The organism is Vibrio harveyi, from assembly GCF_030060435.1.
Lineage (GTDB): Bacteria > Pseudomonadota > Gammaproteobacteria > Enterobacterales > Vibrionaceae > Vibrio > Vibrio harveyi.
The window spans coordinates 1766181-1790864 of the sequence record NZ_CP125875.1 but is presented as its reverse complement, the minus strand read 5'-3'; the positions used below and the strand labels follow the sequence as shown (position 1 = coordinate 1790864).

Annotated in this window: 25 protein-coding genes; 16 read left to right on the top strand and 9 right to left on the bottom strand. The window is 44.5% G+C overall.

The features are described from left to right. The first annotated feature begins 75 nt into the window (after positions 1-75). On the top strand, positions 76-498 hold the full coding sequence (locus QMY49_RS08600; protein ID WP_005450737.1) for a PACE efflux transporter: 423 nt from the start codon (positions 76-78) through the stop codon (positions 496-498). Between the two features lie 87 nt (positions 499-585). On the opposite strand, the gene QMY49_RS08595 is transcribed toward QMY49_RS08600, so the two are convergent. Then, positions 586-822, bottom strand: coding sequence for a TIGR02647 family protein (locus QMY49_RS08595; RefSeq protein ID WP_005430269.1), 237 nt, complete (start codon positions 820-822; stop codon positions 586-588). Between the two features lie 299 nt (positions 823-1121). On the opposite strand from QMY49_RS08595, the gene focA reads away from it, so the two are divergent. Beyond that, the gene (focA, locus tag QMY49_RS08590; RefSeq protein ID WP_005450735.1) at positions 1122-1982 is read left to right on the top strand and encodes a formate transporter FocA; all 861 of its coding nucleotides are present in this window, start codon (positions 1122-1124) and stop codon (positions 1980-1982) included. Between the two features lie 63 nt (positions 1983-2045). On the opposite strand, the gene QMY49_RS08585 is transcribed toward focA, so the two are convergent. Together QMY49_RS08585 and QMY49_RS08580 are read right to left on the bottom strand one after the other, a co-directional pair. Beyond that, complete coding sequence (locus tag QMY49_RS08585) at positions 2046-2183, bottom strand: hypothetical protein (protein WP_005450732.1); 138 nt, start codon at positions 2181-2183, stop codon at positions 2046-2048. Positions 2184-2432: 249 nt separating this feature from the next. Beyond that, complete coding sequence (locus QMY49_RS08580; RefSeq protein ID WP_283311021.1) at positions 2433-3233, bottom strand: ABC transporter permease; 801 nt, start codon at positions 3231-3233, stop codon at positions 2433-2435. A gap of 464 nt (positions 3234-3697) precedes the next feature. On the opposite strand from QMY49_RS08580, the gene torE reads away from it, so the two are divergent. From torE to QMY49_RS08530, 10 genes are all read left to right on the top strand, one after another. Beyond that, on the top strand, positions 3698-3877 hold the full coding sequence (torE, locus tag QMY49_RS08575; protein ID WP_005450728.1) for a trimethylamine N-oxide reductase system protein TorE: 180 nt from the start codon (positions 3698-3700) through the stop codon (positions 3875-3877). A gap of 50 nt (positions 3878-3927) precedes the next feature. Further along, positions 3928-5112, top strand: coding sequence for a pentaheme c-type cytochrome TorC (torC, locus tag QMY49_RS08570; protein WP_005450726.1), 1185 nt, complete (start codon positions 3928-3930; stop codon positions 5110-5112). 25 nt (positions 5113-5137) lie between these two features. Then, the gene (torA, locus tag QMY49_RS08565) at positions 5138-7600 is read left to right on the top strand and encodes a trimethylamine-N-oxide reductase TorA (protein WP_005450724.1); all 2463 of its coding nucleotides are present in this window, start codon (positions 5138-5140) and stop codon (positions 7598-7600) included. 198 nt (positions 7601-7798) lie between these two features. Continuing rightward, complete coding sequence (locus QMY49_RS08560) at positions 7799-9541, top strand: glycoside hydrolase family 36 protein (protein ID WP_009699912.1); 1743 nt, start codon at positions 7799-7801, stop codon at positions 9539-9541. A gap of 148 nt (positions 9542-9689) precedes the next feature. After that, entirely contained in the window at positions 9690-10598 is a 909-nt protein-coding gene (locus tag QMY49_RS08555; protein WP_005450720.1) for a metal ABC transporter substrate-binding protein, read from the top strand. Continuing rightward, positions 10598-11452 (top strand): manganese/iron ABC transporter ATP-binding protein, encoded by an 855-nt coding sequence (locus tag QMY49_RS08550; RefSeq protein ID WP_283311016.1) that lies wholly within the window; start codon positions 10598-10600, stop codon positions 11450-11452. The genes QMY49_RS08555 and QMY49_RS08550 overlap by 1 nt, the downstream gene beginning before the upstream one ends. A 13-nt stretch (positions 11453-11465) precedes the next feature. Continuing rightward, the gene (locus tag QMY49_RS08545; protein ID WP_283311014.1) at positions 11466-12374 is read left to right on the top strand and encodes a metal ABC transporter permease; all 909 of its coding nucleotides are present in this window, start codon (positions 11466-11468) and stop codon (positions 12372-12374) included. Next, positions 12367-13221 carry a metal ABC transporter permease gene (locus QMY49_RS08540; protein WP_005450714.1) on the top strand — a complete coding sequence of 285 codons (855 nt, stop codon included), beginning with the start codon at positions 12367-12369 and terminating at the stop codon, positions 13219-13221. Before QMY49_RS08545 ends, QMY49_RS08540 begins: the two co-directional genes overlap by 8 nt. 548 nt (positions 13222-13769) lie before the next feature. Continuing rightward, a complete protein-coding gene (locus tag QMY49_RS08535; protein ID WP_005450712.1) occupies positions 13770-14675 on the top strand; it encodes a manganese-dependent inorganic pyrophosphatase in 906 nt (301 codons plus the stop codon). Between the two features lie 75 nt (positions 14676-14750). Continuing rightward, on the top strand, positions 14751-15140 hold the full coding sequence (locus QMY49_RS08530; protein WP_005437260.1) for a DUF2750 domain-containing protein: 390 nt from the start codon (positions 14751-14753) through the stop codon (positions 15138-15140). Positions 15141-15243: 103 nt separating this feature from the next. Here QMY49_RS08530 and QMY49_RS08525 read toward each other — a convergent pair whose 3' ends face one another. From QMY49_RS08525 to pspF, 6 genes are all read right to left on the bottom strand, one after another. Beyond that, positions 15244-16026, bottom strand: coding sequence for a peptide ABC transporter ATP-binding protein (locus QMY49_RS08525; protein WP_005450710.1), 783 nt, complete (start codon positions 16024-16026; stop codon positions 15244-15246). Then, a complete protein-coding gene (locus QMY49_RS08520; RefSeq protein WP_005450708.1) occupies positions 16023-17018 on the bottom strand; it encodes a peptide ABC transporter ATP-binding protein in 996 nt (331 codons plus the stop codon). Before QMY49_RS08520 ends, QMY49_RS08525 begins: the two co-directional genes overlap by 4 nt. Then, positions 17018-17905, bottom strand: a complete 888-nt coding sequence (locus tag QMY49_RS08515; protein ID WP_005450707.1) for an ABC transporter permease subunit — start codon at positions 17903-17905, stop codon at positions 17018-17020. Before QMY49_RS08515 ends, QMY49_RS08520 begins: the two co-directional genes overlap by 1 nt. Next, positions 17892-18854: an ABC transporter permease gene (locus QMY49_RS08510; protein ID WP_005450705.1), complete on the bottom strand. Its 963-nt coding sequence runs from the start codon at positions 18852-18854 to the stop codon at positions 17892-17894. Before QMY49_RS08510 ends, QMY49_RS08515 begins: the two co-directional genes overlap by 14 nt. After that, positions 18854-20473: an ABC transporter substrate-binding protein SapA gene (sapA, locus tag QMY49_RS08505; RefSeq protein ID WP_283311012.1), complete on the bottom strand. Its 1620-nt coding sequence runs from the start codon at positions 20471-20473 to the stop codon at positions 18854-18856. Before sapA ends, QMY49_RS08510 begins: the two co-directional genes overlap by 1 nt. Positions 20474-20950: 477 nt before the next feature. Beyond that, the gene (pspF, locus tag QMY49_RS08500; protein ID WP_009698165.1) at positions 20951-21961 is read right to left on the bottom strand and encodes a phage shock protein operon transcriptional activator; all 1011 of its coding nucleotides are present in this window, start codon (positions 21959-21961) and stop codon (positions 20951-20953) included. Positions 21962-22194: 233 nt separating this feature from the next. Between pspF and pspA the strand changes: the two genes are divergently transcribed. From pspA to QMY49_RS08480, 4 genes are all read left to right on the top strand, one after another. Further along, the gene (gene pspA / locus QMY49_RS08495) at positions 22195-22866 is read left to right on the top strand and encodes a phage shock protein PspA (protein ID WP_005450697.1); all 672 of its coding nucleotides are present in this window, start codon (positions 22195-22197) and stop codon (positions 22864-22866) included. 14 nt (positions 22867-22880) lie between these two features. Beyond that, positions 22881-23114, top strand: a complete 234-nt coding sequence (gene pspB, locus QMY49_RS08490) for an envelope stress response membrane protein PspB (RefSeq protein ID WP_005450695.1) — start codon at positions 22881-22883, stop codon at positions 23112-23114. Continuing rightward, positions 23107-23496: an envelope stress response membrane protein PspC gene (gene pspC / locus QMY49_RS08485; protein WP_005450693.1), complete on the top strand. Its 390-nt coding sequence runs from the start codon at positions 23107-23109 to the stop codon at positions 23494-23496. Before pspB ends, pspC begins: the two co-directional genes overlap by 8 nt. Positions 23497-23652: 156 nt before the next feature. Then, the gene (locus QMY49_RS08480; protein WP_005450692.1) at positions 23653-24684 is read left to right on the top strand and encodes an efflux RND transporter periplasmic adaptor subunit; all 1032 of its coding nucleotides are present in this window, start codon (positions 23653-23655) and stop codon (positions 24682-24684) included.

Below are 24684 nucleotides of genomic sequence, written 5' to 3'. Positions count from 1 at the left end.
TGGTACCTAACTTTTAATTATCTTAATGATAGATAAAATGCCAGTCATTGAGTAGAACTATTTAGGTAAAACATCATGACTCGTAACGAACGTATCTTTCACGCTGTACTATTTGAAATGATTGCATTGGCGATCATTATTCCTGCTGCTTCTTTAATAACAGGGAAGGGATCCAGTGACTTAGCAGTGGTGGGTATTGGTCTGAGTCTTTACACCGTAGTTTGGAACTACATTTATAACTTGTACTTTGACAAGTGGTTTGGTCCAAACCGTGAAGAGCGCAGTCTAGCGATGCGCATTGGTCACACTTTGGGGTTTGAAGGTGGATTAATCTTCTTGTCTATTCCGGTGATCGCGTGGTTTTTGGAAATCACTCTGCTACAGGCATTAGCGTTAGAAGCGGGCTTCTTAATTTTCTTCTTATTTTATGCAACGGGCTTTAACTGGGCGTATGATAAAATTCAACCATTTGGAAAAATGAGAAAGCTCATTGCTTAATATAGTGAGTCTAGATAAATTTAATTATCAAAAAAGCCACCGTTGCGGTGGCTTTTTTAATTCCGATACTGGTTTATTTAAATATCGTTATTCAGCAGAAAGGACTCGAAGAATTTTATCTGCGTGTTCTGCAACTTCGATACCTTCGTCAGTTAGATAACCGCCATCAGGTTGTGTACATAGTTGTTTTTCGTACAGACGAGCAACGGCTGCCTGCATTTCTTCAGAAGCTTCTTTGTGGACTTTGATGCCTGTTGCTGCGCTGCTTAAATCGAATTGAAGAAGTAGGTTCAGTTCGGCGATATGGTCAGCTGAATATTTCATAGGTAATTCCTTCGTACTTTTTTATCCAAGCTAGTCTGAAAACTAAGGTTGAGCAATAGAAAACCCTTAGAAATGTTAAGTGTAGCGCTATAGCTCTGATATAACGCGGAAATTTTATTCTACGGTAAACATTTGACCCAAATATTAATAATGGTTAGGACAATAACTCATAGTTGAATTTTATCGATTACTCTCTCAACAACAACAAATTTGGTAAACATGAAAAATAGCCCTTGAAAAAGTCTGGAAATGGAGCGATTATCCGCGCCTCGTTAATTGTTTCTAAATGTTACACTTCCATGAACTTCAATCAGTTTGACTCATTATTACCACCTCAGGCTGCTGAACGTGCCGCCGAAGTAGGTGTTGGCAAAGCAACTAAAGCTCCAATGAAATCTTTCCTGTTGGCAATTTCAGCTGGTCTTCACATTGGTATCGCTTTTATTTTTTATACAACCGTAACCACAGGTGCTGGTGATCTTCCATGGGGCATTACACGTCTTATTGGTGGTTTGGCATTCAGTCTTGGTCTGATCTTAGTGGTTGTAACCGGCGGCGAGCTTTTTACTAGCTCAGTTCTTACGCTGGTGGCACGTGCAAGCGGCAAGATTTCATGGAAAGCCTTAATGAAAAACTGGCTGGTTGTGTACTTCGGTAACATGGTTGGTGCGGTTTTGCTTGTTGTGTGTATGCTGATCACCAAACAGTACATGTTCGACGGTGGTCAAGTGGGCTTGAATGCGATGGCCATTTCGCAGCACAAACTGCATCATGGCTTTTTCCAAGCTGTCGCGCTGGGCATCATGTGTAACGTTTTGGTATGTATCGCAGTTTGGATGACGTTCAGTGGTCGCACATTGACTGATAAAATCGCCGTAATGATCTTGCCGGTAGCTATGTTCGTTTCTGCTGGCTTTGAGCACTGTATCGCTAACATGTTCCAAGTACCAATGGCGATCGGTATTAAATACTTCGCACCTGAATCGTTTTGGCAAATGACAGGTGCAAACATTGCAGATTACGCGGATCTAAACATGATGGGATTCTTAGTGAACAACCTAATCCCTGTGACAATCGGTAATATCATCGGTGGTGGTGTCTTCGTTGGCATGTGGTATTGGATGATTTATCTACGTGATGAAGACAAGCATCTGAAATAACTTTTAAAAAAGGCAAGCTAAATGGCTTGCCTTTCTTTTATCTAAACTTCGCTCAACCGATGTTTAAACCAATTCTTCGTTGATGCCATATTCGTTTGGAATCCAATGAGACGTCATTTCTACCGGTTCCTGAGTCAGCCAATCAACGGGCGAATCTGACTGCAACTCATCGAAGTTTTCTCGTACGGCTAACCTATCCATGGTGCTCTCCCTATGTCGTTTAATTGCACTTTAGAAGAGTAAGATGACGGTTCAATGACCAATCAGTGACCATTAAATTTCGCAGTGTACAGTGGTCTCAAAGTTGCGCTTATGTTTCTGGTTGCTTATGGGTTTTCGGGGTTTATCCACATTTTCTGTGGATAACCTGTCTCAAAGATCGTGAGTATCTTTTTTGATCGAGAAAAATTCATAAAATGAGACGCTTATGTGATGACGAAGTGACCGGTTTTATGTTTTTTCCTTGTTGATAAACTTCACTTTAATACGTCCTTCTTTGGTTTGTACACAACTTAGTGTCATCTCTAAAGTGATCGCTACAGACACACTGAGCATGACAAAAATCGTCAGCATAATAACCAATTGATACTTGATGGCGACCATCGGGCTAGCACCACCTAAGATCTGACCTGTCATCATACCAGGGAGCGTCACCAAGCCTGTTGTCGCCATAGAAGCAAGAATTGGCGCAAGGGATTTGCGAAGGGCTTCTTGAAGAAAAGGGAAGGAGGCATACCTAGGAGCGGCTCCCAATGAGATGGCTGCCTCGTACTCTGACTTGCGTTGTTCGAAAGCGGTGAATAAGTTCTGCAACGCGACAATATTGCTGCTTAAGCTATTGCCTAACAGCATGCCTGCTAACGGAATCATGTATTGGGCATTGTAGAATGGTTCTGGTTTTACGAGACCTAAAGTGATAGCGGCAAGAAGAGGGACTAGACTGCAAGACAAGCCAGTAATCAGTGGGAGCATGAGTGGTTTCTTCGGAAGATTAGCTTTGCCCACAATTGAGCTTGCTCCGACGACAACCATAATGGATAACCACAGTAAATTTACGAGTAAGCTATTTAGCTTAAAAAGGTATTCCAGATACACACCAACCAAAATGAGTTGCACTGTCATTCGCACAACACTCATCGCTGTATCTTTCGCAATTCCTAATTTATAGCGAGCATTGATGGTGAGTGGAACAATAAGAATCAAACTAAAAAGTGCAAGCTCAAACCAATTTATATCGACAACTTGATTCATAAACCTTCTCCCAAAATCAATGCTTTGATTCTAACGAAGTGGCATAGGTTTATGAATTGCTAAGCTCTGTTTTTTCGCAATCTCATCGACAAAATGATCGCTAGGACTTCGTGAAGTTTTCTTAACATAAAGATCACAAAGCATTGTCTTTAGTCGAAAAAATAGCGATTTAGTAGCACGAAAAAATCCATAAAAATGTAAACAAAGTTAATCTCATGTTGTATTCTTAACATGTTTGCAAAAGACTTATTTTTTCACATCTATTAATATTCTTTCACAAAGGATATCAATCAAACACATCTCTGGATGAGCTCAAAAAAGTGTTGGATAACAAGGGCTGGAGCGTCAGATTTGATTGAACCTTACTATTAGTATGGTCTAACATTTTCCAATAGAGATTGTAAAAAACTTAAGCTTGGTAACGCAGGCTTTTCAATAACACTAGATACAAAATAGGCAAATGTATGAGTGATGTTAACAAAATTGAGAGTGGTGAAAAACGCTCCCTGGAGTGGAAGTCTTTCCTCTTCATTGCAGTTGTTCTCTTCCCAATTCTGAGTGTGGCTTTCGTAGGTGGCTACGGATTTATCGTTTGGGCACTACAAGTGTTCTTCTTTGGTCCTCCAGGCGCACACGGCATGTAAGCCAGTGAGCTCACAACCACACTTTTGAAAAGATTTTAAGAGAGCAAATAATGAAATCATTAATCATTAAACTGTGGCGTACGATGACGCGCCCGGCAGTTCATATCAGCCTTGGCGTGCTGACTATGGGCGGTTTCATCGCTGGTGTTATTTTCTGGGGTGGTTTTAACACCGCACTAGAAGCAACCAACACAGAAGAATTCTGTATTAGCTGTCACACTATGCGTGACAACGTATACGTTGAACTGCAAGATACGGTTCACTGGAAAAACCACTCTGGTGTTCGTGCTACATGTCCTGACTGTCACGTTCCACACAACTGGACAGATAAGATCGCTCGTAAAATGCAAGCATCTAAAGAAGTATTTGCACAAGTATTTGGCAACTACGACGAACCGGGTGTTTTCGAAGAGCGCCGTATCGAACTTGCTAAACACGAATGGGATCGTTTCTCTGCAAACAAATCTCTAGAGTGTAAAAACTGTCACAACTATGATTCTATGGACTTCGAGCAAATGTCTCCAACGGCTCGTATCCAAATGAAACAAGCAGCTGAGAAAGACCAAAGCTGTGTTGACTGTCACAAAGGTATCGCACACAACCTGCCAGCAGGTATGGACAGCATTGGTGGTATCGTTGGTGACCTTGAAGGTATGACTTCAAACACTGACTACGGTGTAGGTCAACAACTTGTAAGTGTTCGTCACCTACCAATCTACTTCGACGATAAAGGTGCTAAAGAAGCAGGTCTTCTAAACCCTGCATCGACTGTTAAAGTTCTTGAAGAGAAAGGCGACTACGTTGAAGTTGAAATCGATGGCTGGCGTAAAGCGAAAGGCTTCGGTCGTGTAATTCAAGAAGACTTCGGTAAGAACATCGCAGTAGCATCACTACTAAAAGAAGCATCAACAGACGCTAACGTTGTGACTGCTGGTGAGAAGAAAGTTGATGAGCTAACAGGTCTTCCTTGGGAGAAAGTAGCTGCGAAAGTATGGATCAAGAAAGAATCTATGCTGAACGACATCAACCCTGTATGGGAAAAATCAAAAGAAGCTTACAAAACTAACTGTTCTGTATGTCACACACAACCTGCTGAAGCGCACTTCGATGCGAACACATGGCCAGGTATGTTCGACGGTATGCTAGCGTTCGTTAACCTAGATACAGACAGTGAAGCACTGATCTTGAAGTACCTACAGAAGCACTCTTCAGATTATGCTGAAGGTCACCACTAATAAGCGTCGGATTGGAGTAAATTAAATGGCTATTACACGAAGAAGTTTTCTTAAAGGTGTAGCAACCACAAGTGCAGCGTCAGTTATCGGTCCAAGCTTATTGGCTTCAGCATCTGCAAACGCAGCTGAGACTACTGGTACTTGGAAAGTAACAGGTTCACACTGGGGCGCGTTCCGCGCCCACATCTACGCGGGTAAAGTTCAAGAGATCAAACCGCTAGAACTAGACCAGAACCCAACAGAAATGTTGAACGGCATCAAGGGCATCATCTACAGCCCATCACGTGTTCGTTACCCAATGGTTCGTCTAGATTGGCTGAAGAAGCACAAATACAGCGCTGAGACGCGCGGTAACAACCGTTTCATCCGTGTAACTTGGGATGAAGCTCTAGATCTGTTCTACCGTGAGCTAGAACGTGTTCAGAAAGAATACGGTCCATGGGCTCTACACGCAGGTCAAACTGGTTGGAACCAAACTGGTGCGTTCAACAACTGTACGGCACACATGCAACGTGCTGTAGGTATGCACGGTAACTTCATCACTAAAGTAGGTGACTACTCGACTGGTGCAGGTCAAACCATCATGCCTTACGTACTTGGTTCAACAGAAGTTTATGCACAAGGTACGTCTTGGTCTGAAATTCTAGAGAACTCAGACAACATCATTCTTTGGGCAAATGACCCAGTGAAAAACCTGCAAGTAGGTTGGAACTGTGAAACGCACGAATCTTTCAACTACCTAGCGCAGTTGAAGGAAAAAGTAGCGAAAGGCGAGATCAATGTTCTTTCTGTAGACCCAGTTAAGAACAAGACTCAACGTTACCTAGAGAACGATCACCTATACATTAACCCGCTAACAGACGTAGCATTCATGCTTGCTGTTGCGCACGTACTGTACAACGAAGACCTATACGACAAGAAGTTTATTGAAACTTACTGTCTAGGTTTCGAAGATTTCATCAAGTACGTTCAAGGTGAAACGAAAGATAAAGTTGTTAAGACACCTGAGTGGGCTGCTCCTATCTGTGGCGTGAAAGCGGACAAGATTCGTGAATTCGCACGCATGCTAGTGAACGGTCGTACACAAATCCTTATGGGTTGGTGTATCCAACGTCAAGAGCACGGTGAGCAACCATACTGGGCAGCAGCAGTAGTTGCAGCAATGGTTGGTCAAATTGGTCTGCCTGGCGGTGGTATCTCTTACGGTCACCACTACTCAAGTATCGGTGTACCTTCAACTGGTTTCGCGGGTCCTGGTGGTTTCCCTCGTAACCTAGATACTGGTATGAAGCCGAAGTGGGACAACAACGACTTTAACGGTTACAGCCGTACTATCCCTGTTGCTCGTTGGATCGACTGTCTGCTAGAACCAGGCAAAGAGATCAACTACAACGGTGGTAAAGTTAAACTTCCAGACTTCAAGATGATGGTGATCTCGGGTTGTAACCCATGGCACCACCACCAAGACCGTAACCGCATGAAGCAAGCGTTCCAGAAGCTACAAACAGTAGTAACGGTTGAGTTCGCTTGGACTGCAACGTGTCGTTTCTCTGATATCGTGCTTCCAGCATGTACTCAGTGGGAACGTAACGACATCGACGTGTACGGTTCTTACTCGAACAAAGGTCTGATTGCTATGCATCGTCTAGTGGACCCATTGTTCCAATCTAAGCCAGACTTCCAAATCATGAGTGAACTGACTCAACGCTTTGGTCGTCGCGACGAGTACACTCGTGGCATGAGCGAGATGGAATGGATCCGCAGCCTGTACAACGATTGTAAGAAAGCGAACGACGGTAAGTTCGAAATGCCAGAATTTGATGAGTTCTGGGAGAAGAGCGTACTAGACTTCGGTCAAGGTAAGCCTTGGGTTCGTCACGCTGACTTCCGTCAAGATCCAGAAATCAACCCACTGGGTACACCTTCTGGTTTCATCGAGATCACTTCTCGTAAGATCGGTCGTTACGGTTACGAACACTGTCAAGAACACCCTATGTGGTTCGAGAAATCAGAACGTTCACACGGTGGTCCTGGCTCTGACAAACACCCGTACTGGCTACAATCTTGCCACCCAGACAAGCGTCTGCACTCTCAGATGTGTGAATCTGAAGACTTCCGTGCAACTTACGCTGTTCAAGGTCGTGAGCCTGTATACATCAACCCGGCTGATGCAAAAGCGAAAGGCATCAAAGACGGTGACTTGGTACGCGTATTTAACGATCGTGGTCAGCTTCTTGCCGGTGCTGTACTTACTGACAGCTACCCACGTGGTGTTATCCGTATCGAAGAAGGTGCGTGGTACGGTCCTCTAAACGAGAAAGTAGGTGCAATCTGTACTTACGGTGACCCTAACACTCTAACTCAAGATATCGGTTCTTCTGAGCTAGCACAGGCGACTTCTGCGAATACATGTATCGTAAACTTCGAGAAGTTCACTGGTAAAGTTCCACCAGTTACTTCATTCGGTGGTCCAATCGAAGTTGCTTAATCAGAGCACTAAGCTTTAAATAAAATACCAGCCTCCGGGCTGGTATTTTTTTGACCAAATTTCAGTGAGCATTCTCTCAATACCGAGTTTGGGCTTGCTCAAGAGCAACAGATTCGTGACGTCGATAACGAATTGAGCAGCAGAAGCGGAGGATAATGAGCCAAACTAAACAATAATAATCAAGTGAGTAGATTTTCTATGGCTCAGACCATTCAATTGGCCAATCACACTGAGATCTCAGTAAGTGATAACGATCTTCAATTCGAAATCGTCGGCAACCAAATTCACTTTTCTTTTGCCGGGATACACAATAAAACCTTTACTGACCGTGAAGTCTTGTTTCAAATGCCTTTTCTCTATGAGCAAGGCGCAACCGTTATCGGTGATGGCTTCCAAATGTTGGCACAGACCAGCGGTACCATTTCTCAACCTATCGACATTGGTCGTTGCCCCGATAACAACAATTCCTACCGTATTTACCCTGAGAGCGCACCAAAGCGTTACTACAACTATTTAGTCGTAGAAGACTCTGCAGGTTACACCTTATTTGGTTTCACTACTTGCCGTCGCTTTGCTGGTTACTTTGAGGTGAAGCAACATGGTGAACATTGGGTACTTTCAGCAGCAATCGATGGTGAAAGAACGCAAGTTGCAGACTGGGAACATAACCATCTTGAATCGGTTGTTGTGTTACGTGGGAGTTCGTTATCTGAGCTGTATCAAGAATACAGTGAGATGATTGCAGAACATCACCCTGCACGTAACGGAGTAATGCAAGACGCTCCGGTTGGTTGGTGCTCTTGGTATGCCTACTACGCGGACGTGACCGAAGGCAACGTTTTGGAAAACGTGGAATGTATGCAAGACAACCTAGCTGAGCTCGAATGGGTACTGCTAGATGATGGCTACCAAGCATTTATGGGAGATTGGCTAACGCCTTCAGATAAGTTCTCTGGTGGTGTAAAAGAGCTGATTCATAACATTCGTGCAAAAGGCAAAAAACCAGCCATTTGGATGGCACCATTCATTGCCCAGCCAGAATCAGAAATCTTCAAAAAGCATCCCGATTGGTTTGTGCGTCACGAAGACGGAGAGCTTCTGAAAGCTGAAGATGTCACCTATGGTGGTTGGCGGTGTACACCTTGGTACATTCTCGATACTTCAAACCCTGAAGTTCAAGATCACTTAACTCACGTAGTATCTGTCATGCGCGAAGAGTGGGGTGTTGAGCTATTCAAATTAGACGCAAACTATTGGGGCACTTTAAAAGGTAAGCGCAGTCAATCGGGCGTAACCGGTGTAGAAGCCTACCGTATGGGTATGGAAGCGATCGCTAAAGGGGCAGGAGATGCATGGCTATTGGGTTGTAACGCACCAATGTGGCCTTCTTTGGGCTTAGTCGATGCCATGCGTGTGTCTGACGATGTAGAGCGCCATAGCCATCGCTTTGAGCAAATTGCTAAAGAGACCTTCTTCCGCAGTTGGCAGCATCGCAAGTTATGGCAAATCGACCCAGATTGCGCAACGTTCACTTCATTACCTAACCAAGCAGCCTCGCGTGAAGATTATCAATTCCATCGTAACGTGCTGCTAGCGTGTGGCGGTCTACTACTTTCCGGTGACCCTCTACCAGAAATCACCCCATTTGCGAGTAAGACGCTAGCGAAACTGATGCTGCGTCAACGCCGTAATCAAGAATCGGCTAAGTTTACCGCATTAGGTTTGAACCATGCTTTTCTGCCACTAACATCTAAGAATGATCTGCACTGTTTGTTTAACTACGCGAACGATGATGCGACAGAATTTACGCTTACCGCAGACCAACCAACAGATTGGTATGATTACTGGACCGGGGAGAAGCTCAATCAAGAGCCATGTCAGTTATTGCTAGTCAGCTTAGATAAAGGGTTAAATGCTAAGGCTGTCGTGACAGCAATGTAATTGGAAAAGTGAGCCAATCTCGTCCTTTTCAGAAATAAAGGCTAAAATTACTGCAAATGATAACTATTATCATTTACAGTAATGCTAATGAAAGGTAGAATCCTTCTATCTTTTCAAAGTAACTATTTGCCTTCTGGAGAAAACAGGGATGAGATTAAAAATTGGCTCTTTTGCCAAACCTGCGGTTGTACTTTTGTCTATGATGTCACTTGGATTAAGCACGGCAGCAATGGCAGCCGAGAAATTTAAAGTAGTGACAACTTTCACCATTATCGCGGATATGGCTCAAAACGTAGCTGGTGATGCGGCTGTTGTTGAGTCGATTACTAAACCTGACGCTGAGATTCACAACTATCAAGCGACCCCTGGTGATATTCGACGCGCTCAAGGCGCGGATCTTATTCTGTACAATGGTTTGAACCTAGAACTGTGGTTCAAAAAGTTCTTCAAAAATCTTCATGATGTGCCAAGTGTGATTGTGACCGAGGGTGTGCAGCCGATGAGCATCGCTCAAGGTCCTTACAGTGGCAAACCTAATCCCCATGCTTGGATGTCTCCAAGTGATGCTCTGATATACGTCGATAATATTCGTGATGCACTAGTGAAATACGACAGTGTTAATGCAAAGACTTACCAAAAGAATGCTGAAGCATACAAAAAGCAGATCATGGATATGGTTCAGCCTATTCGTGAAAAAGTGGCTCAAATCCCAGAAGACAAACGTTGGTTGGTAACAAGTGAAGGGGCATTCAGCTATTTGGCTCGAGACTTCGGTCTTAAAGAACTCTACCTATGGCCAATCAATGCAGACTCGCAAGGTACGCCACAACAAGTTAAACGTGTTATTGATGAAGTTCGTGCAAATCAGATCTCTGCGGTATTCAGTGAAAGCACTGTATCGGCAAAGCCAGCACAGCAGGTTGCGCGTGAAACAGGGGCTAAATATGCAGGTGTCTTGTACGTGGATTCATTGAGCAGTAAAAACGGTCCAGTGCCAACCTTCTTAGACTTACTGAAAGTGACTTCAAACACAATCGCAGAGGGTCTAGAACAGTAATGGCAGGAATTAAAGTATCAGACATTAGTGTCACTTATCGCAACGGTCATACCGCGCTATATGATGCAAGTTTTTCTCTTCCAAAAGGATCAATTACGGCTCTTGTTGGTGTGAATGGCAGCGGTAAGTCGACGTTATTCAAATCCATTATGGGGTTTGTACCGGTTAGCCAAGGATCGGTTGAGATCCTTGGTATGCCGGCAAAAAAAGCTCTAAAACAGAATGTTGTCGCGTACGTACCGCAAAGCGAAGAAATCGATTGGAACTTTCCTGTTCTGGTTGAAGATGTTGTCATGATGGGGCGCTATGGTCATATGGGATTACTCCGCATTCCAAAGCAAACCGATCATGACATGGTGACGGCTGCACTTGATCGCGTGAACATGACCGCGTTTAGAAAACGCCAAATAGGTGAACTTTCTGGCGGACAAAAGAAACGTGTTTTTCTTGCGCGAGCATTGGCGCAAGAGAGTGACGTTATTTTGCTGGATGAACCTTTTACTGGTGTCGACGTTCAAACGGAAGAACAAATCATGGCGTTGCTGCGTGACTTACGTGATGAGGGCAAAGTCATGCTGGTATCCACGCACAATTTAGGTAGTGTGCCAGATTTTTGTGACCGCACCGTATTGATCAATCGAACTGTGCTTGCTTCCGGGATGACTAGCGAAATCTTCACTCCTGAAAACCTCGAACTTGCATTTGGTGGCGTCCTTCGACACTTCATCCTTGGCGGTAAAGATCTTCATGAAGATGATGATGAGCGTAAGTTGACAGTATTGTCTGACCACGAACGTCCAGTTGTTATGTATGGTGAGCAGCAAGCTGTTCCGGTTTTGCGTCCAGACAAGTAAGGAGTTCATTTTTATGGATTATTTACTCGAACCTTTTCACTATGGCTACATGGTGAATGCCATGTGGGTGAGTGCATTGATTGGCGGTGTCTGCGGCTTTCTGTCGACTTACCTAATGTTGAAAGGCTGGTCACTCATTGGTGATGCACTTTCTCACTCGATCGTTCCTGGGGTTGCTGGTGCATATATGCTCGGCTTACCTTTTGCCTTTGGCGCGTTTTTGTCTGGTGGTCTTGCTGCCGCTGGAATGTTGTTCTTGAGCCAAAGAAGCAAATTAAAAGAAGATGCCATCATTGGTTTGATATTTACGTCTTTTTTTGGTCTGGGGTTATTTTTAGTTTCACTTTTCCCTGCCGCGGTGAATATTCAAACTATTGTATTAGGTAATGTGCTCGCCATCACGCCGACCGATACATTCCAGTTAGTTATTATTGGTGGAATCTCGCTTGCCGTTATGCTCGTCAAATGGAAAGACCTAATGGTGGTCTTTTTCGATGAGAACCATGCCAAGAGTGTCGGACTGAACCCGACCCGATTGAAAGTGTTGTTTTTTACGCTTCTAAGTGCATGTACTGTCGCAGCGTTGCAGACCGTTGGTGCTTTTTTGGTTATTGCGATGGTTGTTATTCCAGGGGCTACAGCGTATTTAATGACTGACCGATTTTCACGCGTGATTGTTTACGCTGTTGCAATTGGGTCTCTAAGTTCATTCGTTGGTGCCTACGTCAGTTACTACATTGATGGCGCGACTGGCGGGAGCATCGTTTTACTGCAAACAGCTTGTTTCTTGATGGCATTTGTTTTCGCACCTAAGCATGGTCAAATTGCGATTAGACGTAAAAGCAAACAACAAATCGCAAAAAAGAATCGTGAATCAGCGTCTTCAATGCCTATGATGAATAAGGAGCACAAAAATGCTTGATACACTCCTTATGCCTTTTACCTTCACATTCATGCAGCAAGCATTCTTGATTGTTTTGCTTGTTTCAATTCCAACGGCTTTATTGTCTTGCTTCCTTGTATTGAAAGGTTGGTCGTTGATGGGGGACGCCATCGCGCACTCGATTCTTCCTGGTGTGGTGATTGCCTATATCCTTGCTATCCCTTACACCGTTGGCGCGTTTGCTGCGGGTATATTTTGTGCGCTTTCAACAGGCTACTTAAAAGAAAATAGCCGTATCAAAGAAGACACCATTATGGGCGTAGTCTTTTCTGCCATGTTCGCGCTTGGTCTCGTATTGATGACCAAAATCGAAGTAGGCGTCCACCTAGATCATATCTTGTTTGGTGATGCACTAGGTGTGAGTTGGGCGGACATCATTGAAGCCGCAATCGTCGCTTTACTTGTTGTGCTTTTTGCGGTGTTCAAAGGAAAAGATTTGTTAGTTTTCGTATTTGATTACCAACACGCGCAAGCAATTGGTCTGCCTGTTAAGTTTCTCCATTATGGTTTGCTTTCGTTACTATCGTTAGCCATTGTCGCTGCACTTAAGGCTGTTGGGATGATCTTAGTTATCGCGATGCTGATTGCTCCCGGGGCAACCGCATTCTTACTAACGCGCCGTTTCCACAGCATGGTGTTGCTTGCCTTATGTATGTCACTGCTGAGTGCTTTTCTTGGTGTGTACTTGAGCTTTTTCATTGACAGTGCACCAGCGCCTACCATCATTCTCATCATGACGCTGAAGTTTATTATTGTCTTCTGCTACACCAGTTATAAAAATAGGAAAGTGGAGTTTAAATCTGGCGACACGATAGAACAGTTTTAAACCAGACTTTTCATCAAAGCCCAAGTATTGAATTGCTTGAGCTTTTTTCGTTGTCACTACTATACCCAAGTAACTTCGAGATGCTAGGTTCAGCGAGACTGACTTGGTTTGTAGACGCGGCGGCGATTTAAAGGTTTTGTGGGTCTAAATCAAGAATCGGCAACAAAGTATACAAGCCAAGGCCCTTATATTTGCAAGGAGCGCCCTTTGGGAGCGTGTCTTTGACTCGCTTTTTTAGTCAAACAAATGGCTACTTGGAAAGAGCTGGCTATTACACTGCGTTGTTTTCCTTGCTCTCGAATCAATGACAACGCTCTGAATCCTGCATCCTGAAGTCACTTGGGTATAAACGACCTCTATTGAATGAATCCTGTGTGTTGTGCTTGTCGGGTGAATTTATTGAGTCTTTTTTACGTTTTGAAATTAGGACAAAAGCAAAATTTCAGGTAAAGTAACCGCCTTTGTGAGCAAACTCGCTTCCTTGGTGCAATTCGTTACGTAATTCACCCCGTTAGGAAGCCATCAAATTGACTTGAATAGGAAGAGACATGATTCTAGTTGTAGGTCATAAGAACCCAGACAGTGACAGTATTTGTAGTGCACTAGTTGCAACTGAACTTCTAAAGGCGCGTGGTGTTGAAGCAATGCCAATTCGTCAGGGCGAAATTAACCGTGAAACTCAGCACATCTTAGAAGTAGCTGGCGCAGAAGTTCCTGAGCTACGTACTTCAGTTGCGGGTGAAACAGTTTGGCTAGTAGATTACTCAGATCTAGCGCAAGCACCAGACGACATCGCTGAAGCTGAAATCGCGGGTATCGTTGACCACCACCGTCTAGGTGATGTGATGACAGTAAACCCAATGGAAGCATGGATCTGGCCTGTTGGTTGTACTAACACAGTACTATTCAACATGTTCAAGATTGAAGGTCACGAGATCACACCTCAAATCGCTAAGCTAATGATGTCAGCTATTCTATCTGACACTGTTGGTTTTGCTTCTCCAACTTGTACTCAAAAAGACAAAGACGCTGTTGCTGAACTAGCGGCAATCGCAGACGTGCAAGATGTTGACGCATTCACTAAAGATCTTCTAATTGCTAAGACAAACATCGAAGGTCTATCTGCTGCTGAGCTTGTTGAAAAAGACCTGAAAGGTTACCCATTCAACGGTCGTGACGTAGTTGTAGGTCAGGTTGAGCTTGCAACTCTTGAGCAAGTGGATGGCATGATCGATGCGCTAGAAGCTGATCTAGAGGCGCGTTGTGCAAACGACAACCTAGCATTCGCGGCAGTGATGCTAACAGACATCACTACTGCTCAAACTCGTCTTCTATACAAAGGTGAGTGGGCTGAGAAGCTTGTTAAGCATGAGAAAGATGGCATGCTAATGATGGAAAACACGCTAAGCCGTAAGAAGCAAGGTTGGCCTTGGCTTCAAACTGAGCTTGCGTAATTTCATTGTTACCAGTTTATACTTTAGATGCCCGCCCTTCGGTGGGCATTTTTCTATGGGAAATAGGAGACGACTATGTCTGAAGCATTAACCCAAGAGCAGATGGACACCATTAACCGCTACAATGAAGAGCAGCGTTTGAAATACTGCGTAAAAGAAATCGTAGCGAACCGCAAAGTGTGGATTCTGAAAGACGAACACGGTTGTGTCATGCTAAACACAGAAGATGACGATTGTGTACCAGTTTGGCCAAACGAAGAGTTTGCACAGCAATGGGCAACGGGTGACTGGGAAGAATGTGAGCCGGAAGCTATTTCATTGAACAAGTGGCACAGTCGCTGGACGTCCGGTTTAGAAGACGATGAGCTCTCTGTCGTGGTTTTCCCAAACCAGAATGAAGAAGGTGTTGTTCTTTTTCCTGACGAATTTGATTTTGAACTGCGCAAACAAGAAAGCCGTCGCTAATTGGGTCGAGTCGCGTCTTGATATCCAGTAATACTAAAAAGCCTGCGTTGATGCAGGCTTTGTTATTTTTGTCAGTAATTTACGATTTTCTGAGAGACAAGGATTAGTGGCTTGGCGCTTTGTAAAAGTGACTCTCGACCAATCGTTGAGTAATAGCGTGCTCTGGATTGGTAAGTACTTGGTTAGTTTCACCAAACTCCACAACTTCGCCTTCGTGCATCACCATCACTTTGTCGGTAATGTGTTTTACGATCCCAATATGCTGAGATACATAAACAAAGGACAGTCCCATCTCTTCTTGCAGCTCTAAGAAGAGGTTGATGATCTGAGAGCGCATCGCCATGTCGAGACCGTTGAGTGCTTCGTCAGCCACAATGATCGAAGGCTGAAGGATCAATGCACGAGCAAGGCACACGCGTTGTTTCTGACCTGCTGCGAGCATTTGAGGGTAGAAGTACGCATGTTCCGGCAGCAGACCAACTCGAAGTAAGGTTTCTTTCACACGCTTCATACGTGCATCTGGCGGCATGTTCGTGTTTCGCTTTAACGGACCTTCCAAAATTCGACCTATCTGAATTCGTGGGTTCAAAGAGGTGTTTGGGTCTTGGAAAATCATGCGAATCAGCTTACAGCGCGTCGAGTAATCTTTGTGTTCGAGACGTTCACCGTTCACTCGAATCTCACCAGAACTCGGCTCAACAACGCCAGCTAACATACGTGCTAGCGTCGATTTGCCTGAACCATTTTGTCCGATAAAGCCGATAGTTTGCCCCGGCTCTAAACTGAAGCTGACCGGCTTTACTGCCTCTTTGACTGTGCGTTTGAACAGACCTGAGCGCGTGACAAACTGTTTCGATAGGTTATCGACTTCAAGCAACGCACTCATGAATGTTTCTCCGTGTTCAATGGGAAGTGGCAGTTAAATTTATGGTTCTTAATTCGTTTGGTATGCGGAATTTCGACACATTGTCTTTGTGCATAAGGACAACGAGGTCCTAAACGGCAACCAATCGGTAAGTGCTGCAACGGAGGGATTGAGCCTGGCAGCGATTGCAGTTTCTGTTTATGAGGAATCCAATCATTGAAATCGGGCATCGCTTTTAGCAGCGCAGCAGTATAAGGGTGTTTAGGTGCTTCGATGAGTTTATCGGTATCTGCTGATTCCACCGATTGACCACAGTACATTACGGTAATGCGATTTGCCCATTGTGTAATGGTCGTCAAGTCGTGCCCGATCAACACAATGGTGGTGTTGTTGAGTTGGTTCATACGACTCAACAAACGCAAGATTTGCGATTGTGTAATTGGGTCAAGGTCGTTTGTTGGTTCATCGGCAATCAAGATTTTTGGCTTGGTTGCAATAGCCATTGCGATCATGACTTTTTGACATTCACCATCGGTTAGCTCGTACGGGTAACTGCCCATTAAGCGTTTATGATCTTTGATACCCACTTTATGGAGTAGGGCGATGGCCTGTTTTTTACGCCACTTAAAGCGTTCCCACCATTTACCTTCAAAAGAGCGAGACGGGATCGATTCTATCAACTGACGTCCTACTTCTTCTGAGGGATCCAAACACGTTGAAGGCTCTTGGAATATCATGGCGATGTCTCGCGCAATCACTCTTCGGCGTTCTTTTGGCGTCAGTTGAAGCAGGTCAATATTGCCAAGACGCATTCGGTCTGCGGTCACTTTCCAGTTGTCTTTACAAACGCCTACAATGGCTTTGGCCACCAAGCTTTTGCCCGAGCCTGATTCGCCTACTAAACCACGGATTTCCCCTTCATTCAGGGTAATACTCATGCGGTCCACGGCTTTCACCAAACCTGAGGGCGTTTCAATTTCAATGGTTAAATGTCGAATATCTAATAACGGCATTATTCGATCCCCGCATTGAGAGCTTGGCGTACACCTTCACCCACTAAGTTTAGAACAACCACGGTAAACATAATGGTGAGACCTGGTAGTGTTACTGTCCATGGCGCAATGTAAATGAGCTCAACAGAGTCACCTAGAATTGCTCCCCATTCAGTACTTGGTGCTTGAGCGCCTAAGCCGAGGAAACCAAGCGCAGTGATATCTAGAATAGCAACTGACAGTGCAAGGGTAATTTCAGCGGCGATAACCGTTAATACGTTAGGTAGAATGGAGTTCCACAGCAGATAAAAATCGTTCGCACCATCCAGACGTGCTGCCATGATGTAATCTTTTTCAACCTCGGTATGCACGGCAATATAGACCGAACGGATAAAACGTGGGATCAGAGCTAAGCAGATGGCCAGAAGAATATTGAACTCACCAAAGCCTAAGAATGCCACGAAAATGATCGCGAGCAGTAGTGATGGAATAGACATCACAGTGTCGAGCAAGTGGTTTAAGGTACTGGAGAGCAGACCTTTAGTCATGCCCGCTAAAACACCAATGAAACAACCGATCAACGCTGCTATCGCCGTAATTGCGACTGCAGCTCCGAACGTCAGTTGAGAGCCCATAATAAGGCGCGAAAGAATGTCACGACCTAAATCGTCAGTCCCTAAGAAGTAGTCAACCGTGCCAGCTGGTGCCCATGATGGCGGCACAAGCAATTCGCCAGATTGAGCTTGAGGATCATAAGGGGCAATTAAAGGCGCAAAAATGGTGATCAGCACAATGAAGATCAAGCACCACAAGCCAAACATTGCCAAGCTGTTCGCGCGGTAGCTACGCCAGAATCGTTCGAACTGAGTCGGAATGCGCTCTTCCTGATAGACGTTATTTGTTAGCATACCATTCCTTTCTCACCAGAGGGTTGATCATGGCACCAATCAAATCCGAAAGGATGTTGGCAGTTAAAACAAGGGTCGCCAGAACCATGACACCAGCTTGAATTGACGCATAGTCTTGATTCGAAAGAGCGTCCAACAACCAGCGCCCAATGCCTGGCCAGTTGAAGATAGACTCAGTAATGATAGCTAACGTAATCATGCTTGAAAGCTGAACCCCAACCTTTGGAATGATGGGTGGAATCGCATTGCGTAATACGTGTTGTGTCACGATCTCACGGTTTGATAGACCTTTGATTCGTGCCGCACGGATGTAGTTTTGGCTCATCACTTCTGCCACTGATGCACGCATCAAACCGATGACCTGTGTGGTTGGTGTTAGAGCTAGAACCAAACAAGGAAGAACCATATGCTCAATAACGCTTTGTAGCGCATGAGCTCGGTATTCACCTTTTGCCATAAATGCATCGATAATGGCGAAGCCTGTCACATGGTCAATTTCGTAAAGAAGATCATAGCGTCCTGCGACAGGGAAGACATGATATTGAAGTGAAAAGACCATAATCAACATCAGCGCAACCCAGAAAATTGGGGCGGAATAACCAGACATAGAAACGAACGAGATGCTGGTATCTAACCATTTGCCTTGTTTCATGCCCGCTATTGTACCGAGTGGAATACCGATCAGCAGTGACACAACAAAGGCGAAAAAGCACAGCTCTAGCGTTGCAGGGAACACCACCGCTAACTCTTCATAGATTGGGTTGCCATTTTTGCTGATACCGAAATTGAGCTGAGACAACTCGACTAGGTAGCTTTGCCAGCCCGACCAAAACTCTACATTTGCCCAATGAGATGTTGGATCCAAACGCAAGAGTGAAAAGCCCACCAAAGTGAGAATCATCAAAGTGATGACAAATAGATTAAGACGTCTTACGGCGTACCAAAACATTAATGAATTCTCTCAACTCTATCAAAAGGTTGCGCATTGAAAGGGCTCGATTTAAAACCTTTCAGCGATTTATCGTGAACACGGAACTGAACGCCGTGAGCTAATGGGATAACTGGAAACTCTTCATTCAGAATATTCTGTGCTTGGCGGTATAGGTTCAAGCGGTAACGCTGCTGCTGTGTCTCTAATGCGAGATCGAGCAGGAAGTCAAAATCATCGTTACACCACATTGAAACGTTTAAACCCACCCGCTCAGATTCACAAGAAAGCAACGGACGGAAGAAGTTGTCAGGATCGCCAGTATCACCAATCCAGCCAGTTAAGAGCAAATCAACATCGTTGATGGTTTCGAGCTGTGTGCGTTCAAAGCGATCATCGGTCAGTAGGCGTAACTCAACACCGATATCGGCAAAGTTAGCTTGGATAAGTTCTGCGGTTTTACGCGGGCTAGGGTTGAAAGCGCGAGGCTCTAATGGGACCCACATCGTCAGTTGCAGACCTTTCTCGTAACCTGCCTCTCTAAGTAGGGCTAAAGCATAATTACGGTCATAACGTATTTTCACGCTGTCTTTTTGGTAAGCCCAAGAGTTCGGTGGAAGCAGTGTATAAGCTTGAGTACCCGTACCGTAATAAACCGAGTCAAGAATGTTCTGGCGGTTGATCGCCAGATTCAAGGCTTGGCGAACTCGAGCATCGCGCAGAGCAGGGTGCTCAGTATTAATCGCAATAAAGGACACGTTGTTAGCAGGTGTTGCGGTTAATTCCAGCTCTTCTGTTTCTTGGATGATCGGGATTTGGCTAGAGATCGGTGAAGCCAAGACATCGCACTCATTTCTCAGTAGCTTAGCGAGTGTGCCCGTACCACGGTGGGAAATATCGAATACGACTTGCTCCATTTTTGCCGGCGATTTCCAGTATTTAGGATGGCGCTCTAAACGAATCAAGTCGTTCACTTGATACTCTTTTAGTTGGTATGGACCGGTACCTATAGGTAGCATATCAATTTGCGCTTTCTCATCCTTTGCTGCTAACTGCTGACCATATTCTGCAGAGAGAAGCACAGCATGGCTGGTGGCAATGTTTGCCAAAAAAGCAAAGTTAGGTTGAGCCAGAACAAATTTAACCGTGTGGTCATCCAGCGCAATCACATCTTTAACTAGGTTTTGGAAATCTAAACCTGCAAACCATGGATAAAAACCACCACCGACGTCGTGAAACGGATGGTCTACATCAATGATTCGCTTAAAGCTAAATACCACGTCTTGCGCGTTGAATGGTCGAGTTGGTGTGAACCATGAAGTCTTTTGGAACTGAACACCACGCTTAAGATTAAACGTATATTCGGTGCCTTCTTCATTCACCGACCAGCTCTCAGCAAGGTTCGCGATGGGTTGATGAGATTTAGGATCGAGCGTGAGCAGCGTGTCATAAAGCTGAGGACTTAATGCTTCGGCTGTAATGCCGCTGTCAATTAGCTGAGGGTTGAATGTGGTTGGCTTACCTTGCCCACAAAACACAAAGCCATTCTCTCGAATATCATTGTGATCGATTTCGTCACCACAGGCGGTGAGTAAGCTAATACCAATTAGGCTCAGCGATAGTCTTATAAAAGCATTCATAATATGAAATGGTCATTGGACTTTGCTTGCTCCCAGCGCGTTATAGCATCGGGTATAACAAGCGAAAATGATCTCGCTAATTTATCACTTTTGCCAACTCGCTCCAAACATAAAATCGTTGAGCTGCAGGGTGTTAGATCAAATTACCGTATCATTTCTGGTCGTTGACCTGTTTTGCCTCTTGAAATTGCTCACAACGTACGTGCAATAGCGCCTTTCGCACCGCGGTTCGTTTTATCATTATATACCCAAGTCAACTCGCCCTTCGAGAGCGTGCTATTAACCTGGCTGCTGTGTCAAACCGCTAGGAAAGAGCCGACTATTATCCAGCGTTGTCTTCCTTGCTTACTTTCATTAAACAGGGAACCAGAGACAACGCTCTGAATCCTGCATCTTGAAGTCACTTGGGTATAGTGATCAATTGATAGAGTGAGACATCGCTAGAGAGCAATGATAGTTAACTTGGTGCAAGGACGTTTATCCTTGACCAACTAAGCCATATTTTCTCACCATGCCTCTTAGTTGATGGTAGCTCAGACCTAACAGCTCTGCTGCTTGACGCTGGTTAAACTTGGCTTCTTCCAATGCACGGTTGAGCAATTCAATATCTTGGTCTTCTTGCCACTGCTTGTAATCCAACGGGAAGTGTATTTCTGCTTTTTGTGCGGCTTGTGTTGTTTCTGGTTCTTCTTGACTCGCAGAGTGCCCCAATGCGTTCTCCCAACCCGTTTCAAATGGGTTAAAGATCAAGTGTTCAATCGGATCTGAGTTCAATCCATGACGGTATATGGCACGCTCAATGACATTCTTAAGTTCACGTACGTTACCTGGCCATTCGTAGTCTAGGAGCGATTGCTGCGCTTGCTCCGTAAAACCGACGAAGTATTCAAGTTGGAGTTCACGACACATTTTGATCGCGTAATGCTCGGCAAGAGAGAGAATGTCTTCTTTTCTTTCACGTAAAGGAGGAAGCATGATGACGTCAAACGCCAAGCGATCGAGTAAATCCGCTCGGAAATCGCCTTGTTCCGCCAACTTTGGTAAGTCTGCATTGGTTGCACACACCAAACGTACATCGGCGTTTAATGCAGTATGCCCACCAACGCGCTCGTATTCCCCATATTCAATCACACGCAAAAGTTTTTCTTGAACGAGGAGAGGAGCGGTCGCCAATTCATCGAGAAATAGTGTGCCACCCTCTGCGCGTTCAAAACGTCCTTTGTGCTTGCCTTTAGAGCCAGTAAATGAGCCGGACTCATGACCAAAAAGCTCAGAATCAATCAAACCTTCGCTTAATGTCGCACAGTTTAGGGAAAGCAGTGGTTTATCCCAACGCTTTGATAAATAGTGTAAACGTTGCGCGATGAGTTCTTTACCTGTGCCTCGTTCTCCAATTATGAGGACAGGGCGCTCAATTGGCGCAAGTTGTGATACTTTATCTAATACGGCGAGAAAAGCAGGTGATTCACCGATGAGGTTTTGCTTCATAAAATCCTTCTTATTTTCTATCTTGCCATGACTTACAGTATTGGAGTTGGTGAAATTTACCAACAGTTGGTAAAAACCATCATAGCATAACGGTATGCAACAACAACAAAATGCTTAACTTGCTGTTTATTAAGGGAAATAAAAGTTGGCACGCTACTTGTAATATCTAAATGGAGACACAAGGTGAATAACCGCCTTGTCGAGTTTTAATAGGAAAAAAGAGGAGTTCCGTTATGGGTATTTTTTCTCGTTTTGCAGATATCGTTAACTCAAACATCAGTGCATTGCTGGACAAGGCGGAAGATCCTGAAAAAATGATCCGTCTTATCATCCAAGAAATGGAAGACACACTTGTAGAAGTGCGTACTAACTCGGCTAAAGCGATTGCAGATAAAAAAGAGTTGGCTCGCAAAGTCGAAGCTCTAGAAGAGCAAATCACTGAGTGGGGGCAAAAAGCAAGCCTAGCTTTAGTGAAAGAGCGTGAAGATTTGGCTCGCGCAGCTCTGATTGAAAAGCAAAAGTTAGAGCAAGTCATTAAAGGTCTTCATACTGAGCAAACGTTGGTTGAAGAAACCATCGAGAAGCTAACCGGTGAAATCGGTAAACTAGAAAACAAAATTGCTGAAACGCGCGCTAAGCAACAAGCATTGGCAATTCGCAACCAAACGGCATCTAACCGTCGTGATGTTCAAAAACAACTGCATGCAGGTCGCACAAACGAAGCGATGGCAAAGTTCGAACAGTACTCTCGTAAAATTGACGAGATGGAAGCAGAAGCAGATCTTTACGCAAAAACTGGCAACGCAAAATCTTTAGACCAAGAGTTTGCCGAGCTACAAGCACAAGATGAAATCGAAAAAGAGTTGGCAAAACTGAAAGAACAGATGTCATCAAACAATAAATAAGAAAGGAGCCATTTATGTCGACATTTTTTATTACTGGACCATTGATTGTCTTTTTAATCTTTGTCGCTCCACTATGGCTCTTCTTACACTATCGCAGCAAACGCAAAGCAGATAGTGCACTGTCGAGCCAAGATCTAGAGCGTCTTCAGGTGCTGTCTGAGAAAGCGGAAGCGATGCAGTCTCGAGTTGATACATTGGAGCGTATCCTAGATGCAGAATCCCCAACGTGGAGACGCAAGTATGAGTAAACGAGAACTGTATCGTGACCCTGTAAACGGTAAAATCTCCGGCGTGTGTGCCGGAGTGGCAAACTACTTTGGTGCAGAAGTTTGGTTGATTCGTATCGTTGTGATTTCCGCAGCCTTGCTTGGTGGTACTTTCCTTGTCTTGTTGGCATACATTGCGATGACCTTCATGTTAGAAAAGCAGCCAATGACTTATACCGAAAACATTAAGTCGCAACAGGAACATACATTGAAGAGCAAACCGTGGCAAAAAGGGCAAAGCCCAGATCAGTTGCTCAGTGTGCTAGAAAACGACTTCAGTCGTCTTGATAATAAGATTCGAAGTATGGAAGCGTATGTCACCTCTGATGCCTATCGCGTAAACAGAGAATTTAATAAGCTCTGATAATTAATTATGAATTTATTGATAAAGCAGACCTCGGTCTGCTTTATTTTTGTCTCAAATAGCTCATTTTAAAGAAAAATTAGATTCAGATGCTCTAGAAGAATGTCATAAATTCATCTACCTTAAAAAGAATGGATGTTAAATGGATGAATTCACATGAGAAAAGCGCTCATTCCAATCGCTGTCATGACGGTTCTTTCGGGGTGTGGTAAAGAGCTGCCACCAGTCCCTGAACCCGAATCTCGGCCCGCCAAACTCTTCACTGTTTCTGTAGGCAATGCTCAGTTTGAAAGACATTTTCCTGCCACTACAGAAGCTGGTGACCGAGCAGTACTCGCATTTCGTGTCCCTGGTTTGCTTCAATCGATAGAAGTAAACGCAGGTCAAATGGTCAATAAAGGCGATGTGCTTGCCGTGCTCAACCCCGATGAGTATTCACTACTCGAAAAACAAGCCCGTGCAAACTACACCCTTGCTGACGTTCAATACGAGCGTTCGAAAAAGCTTCGTAAAGAACAAGTAGTCTCGGAACAAGATTTTGATGCAGCAAAAGCCAATCACAACTCGGCCAAAGCCCAGTGGAATCAGGCAAAAGCAAACCTAAGATACACCAAACTTGTTGCCCCTTATGACGGCACGATTTCTTATCTCCCAGCAGAAAACCATGAGTATGTGGCGGCAAAAGAAGGCGTCATGAATATTCAGACCAACCAAGTAATGAAGGTACTGTTCCAACTGCCTGATCACTTGTTAAGTAAATTTACTCAAGGTGCAAATGCGTACGCCTCCATGACGTTTGATGCATTCCCAGAGCGTTCTTTCGAGTTAACCTTCCAAGAAATTGATACTGAAGCAGACCCTAAAACTGGTAGTTACAAAGTCACCATGGTAATGGAACGACCAGAAGGGGTGGGGATATTGCCGGGTATGTCCGGTAACGTGCATTTAGTTTCTGAAAATGCAGGTGCCACCCGAATTCCAAGCTCCGCGATATTTACTGAAGATGGCAAAACCTGTGTTTGGCGTGTCAATGACCAAGGTATTGTTGAGAAAGTGTCCGTCGCGTTAAACGATAAGCAGCAAATCGAGGAAGGACTGCAAGATGGTGATCAAATCATTATCTCTGGCGTGAACGTGATCGAACCGGGTATTAAGGTTCGAGAATGGGTTAAGGAGCGAGGGCTGTAA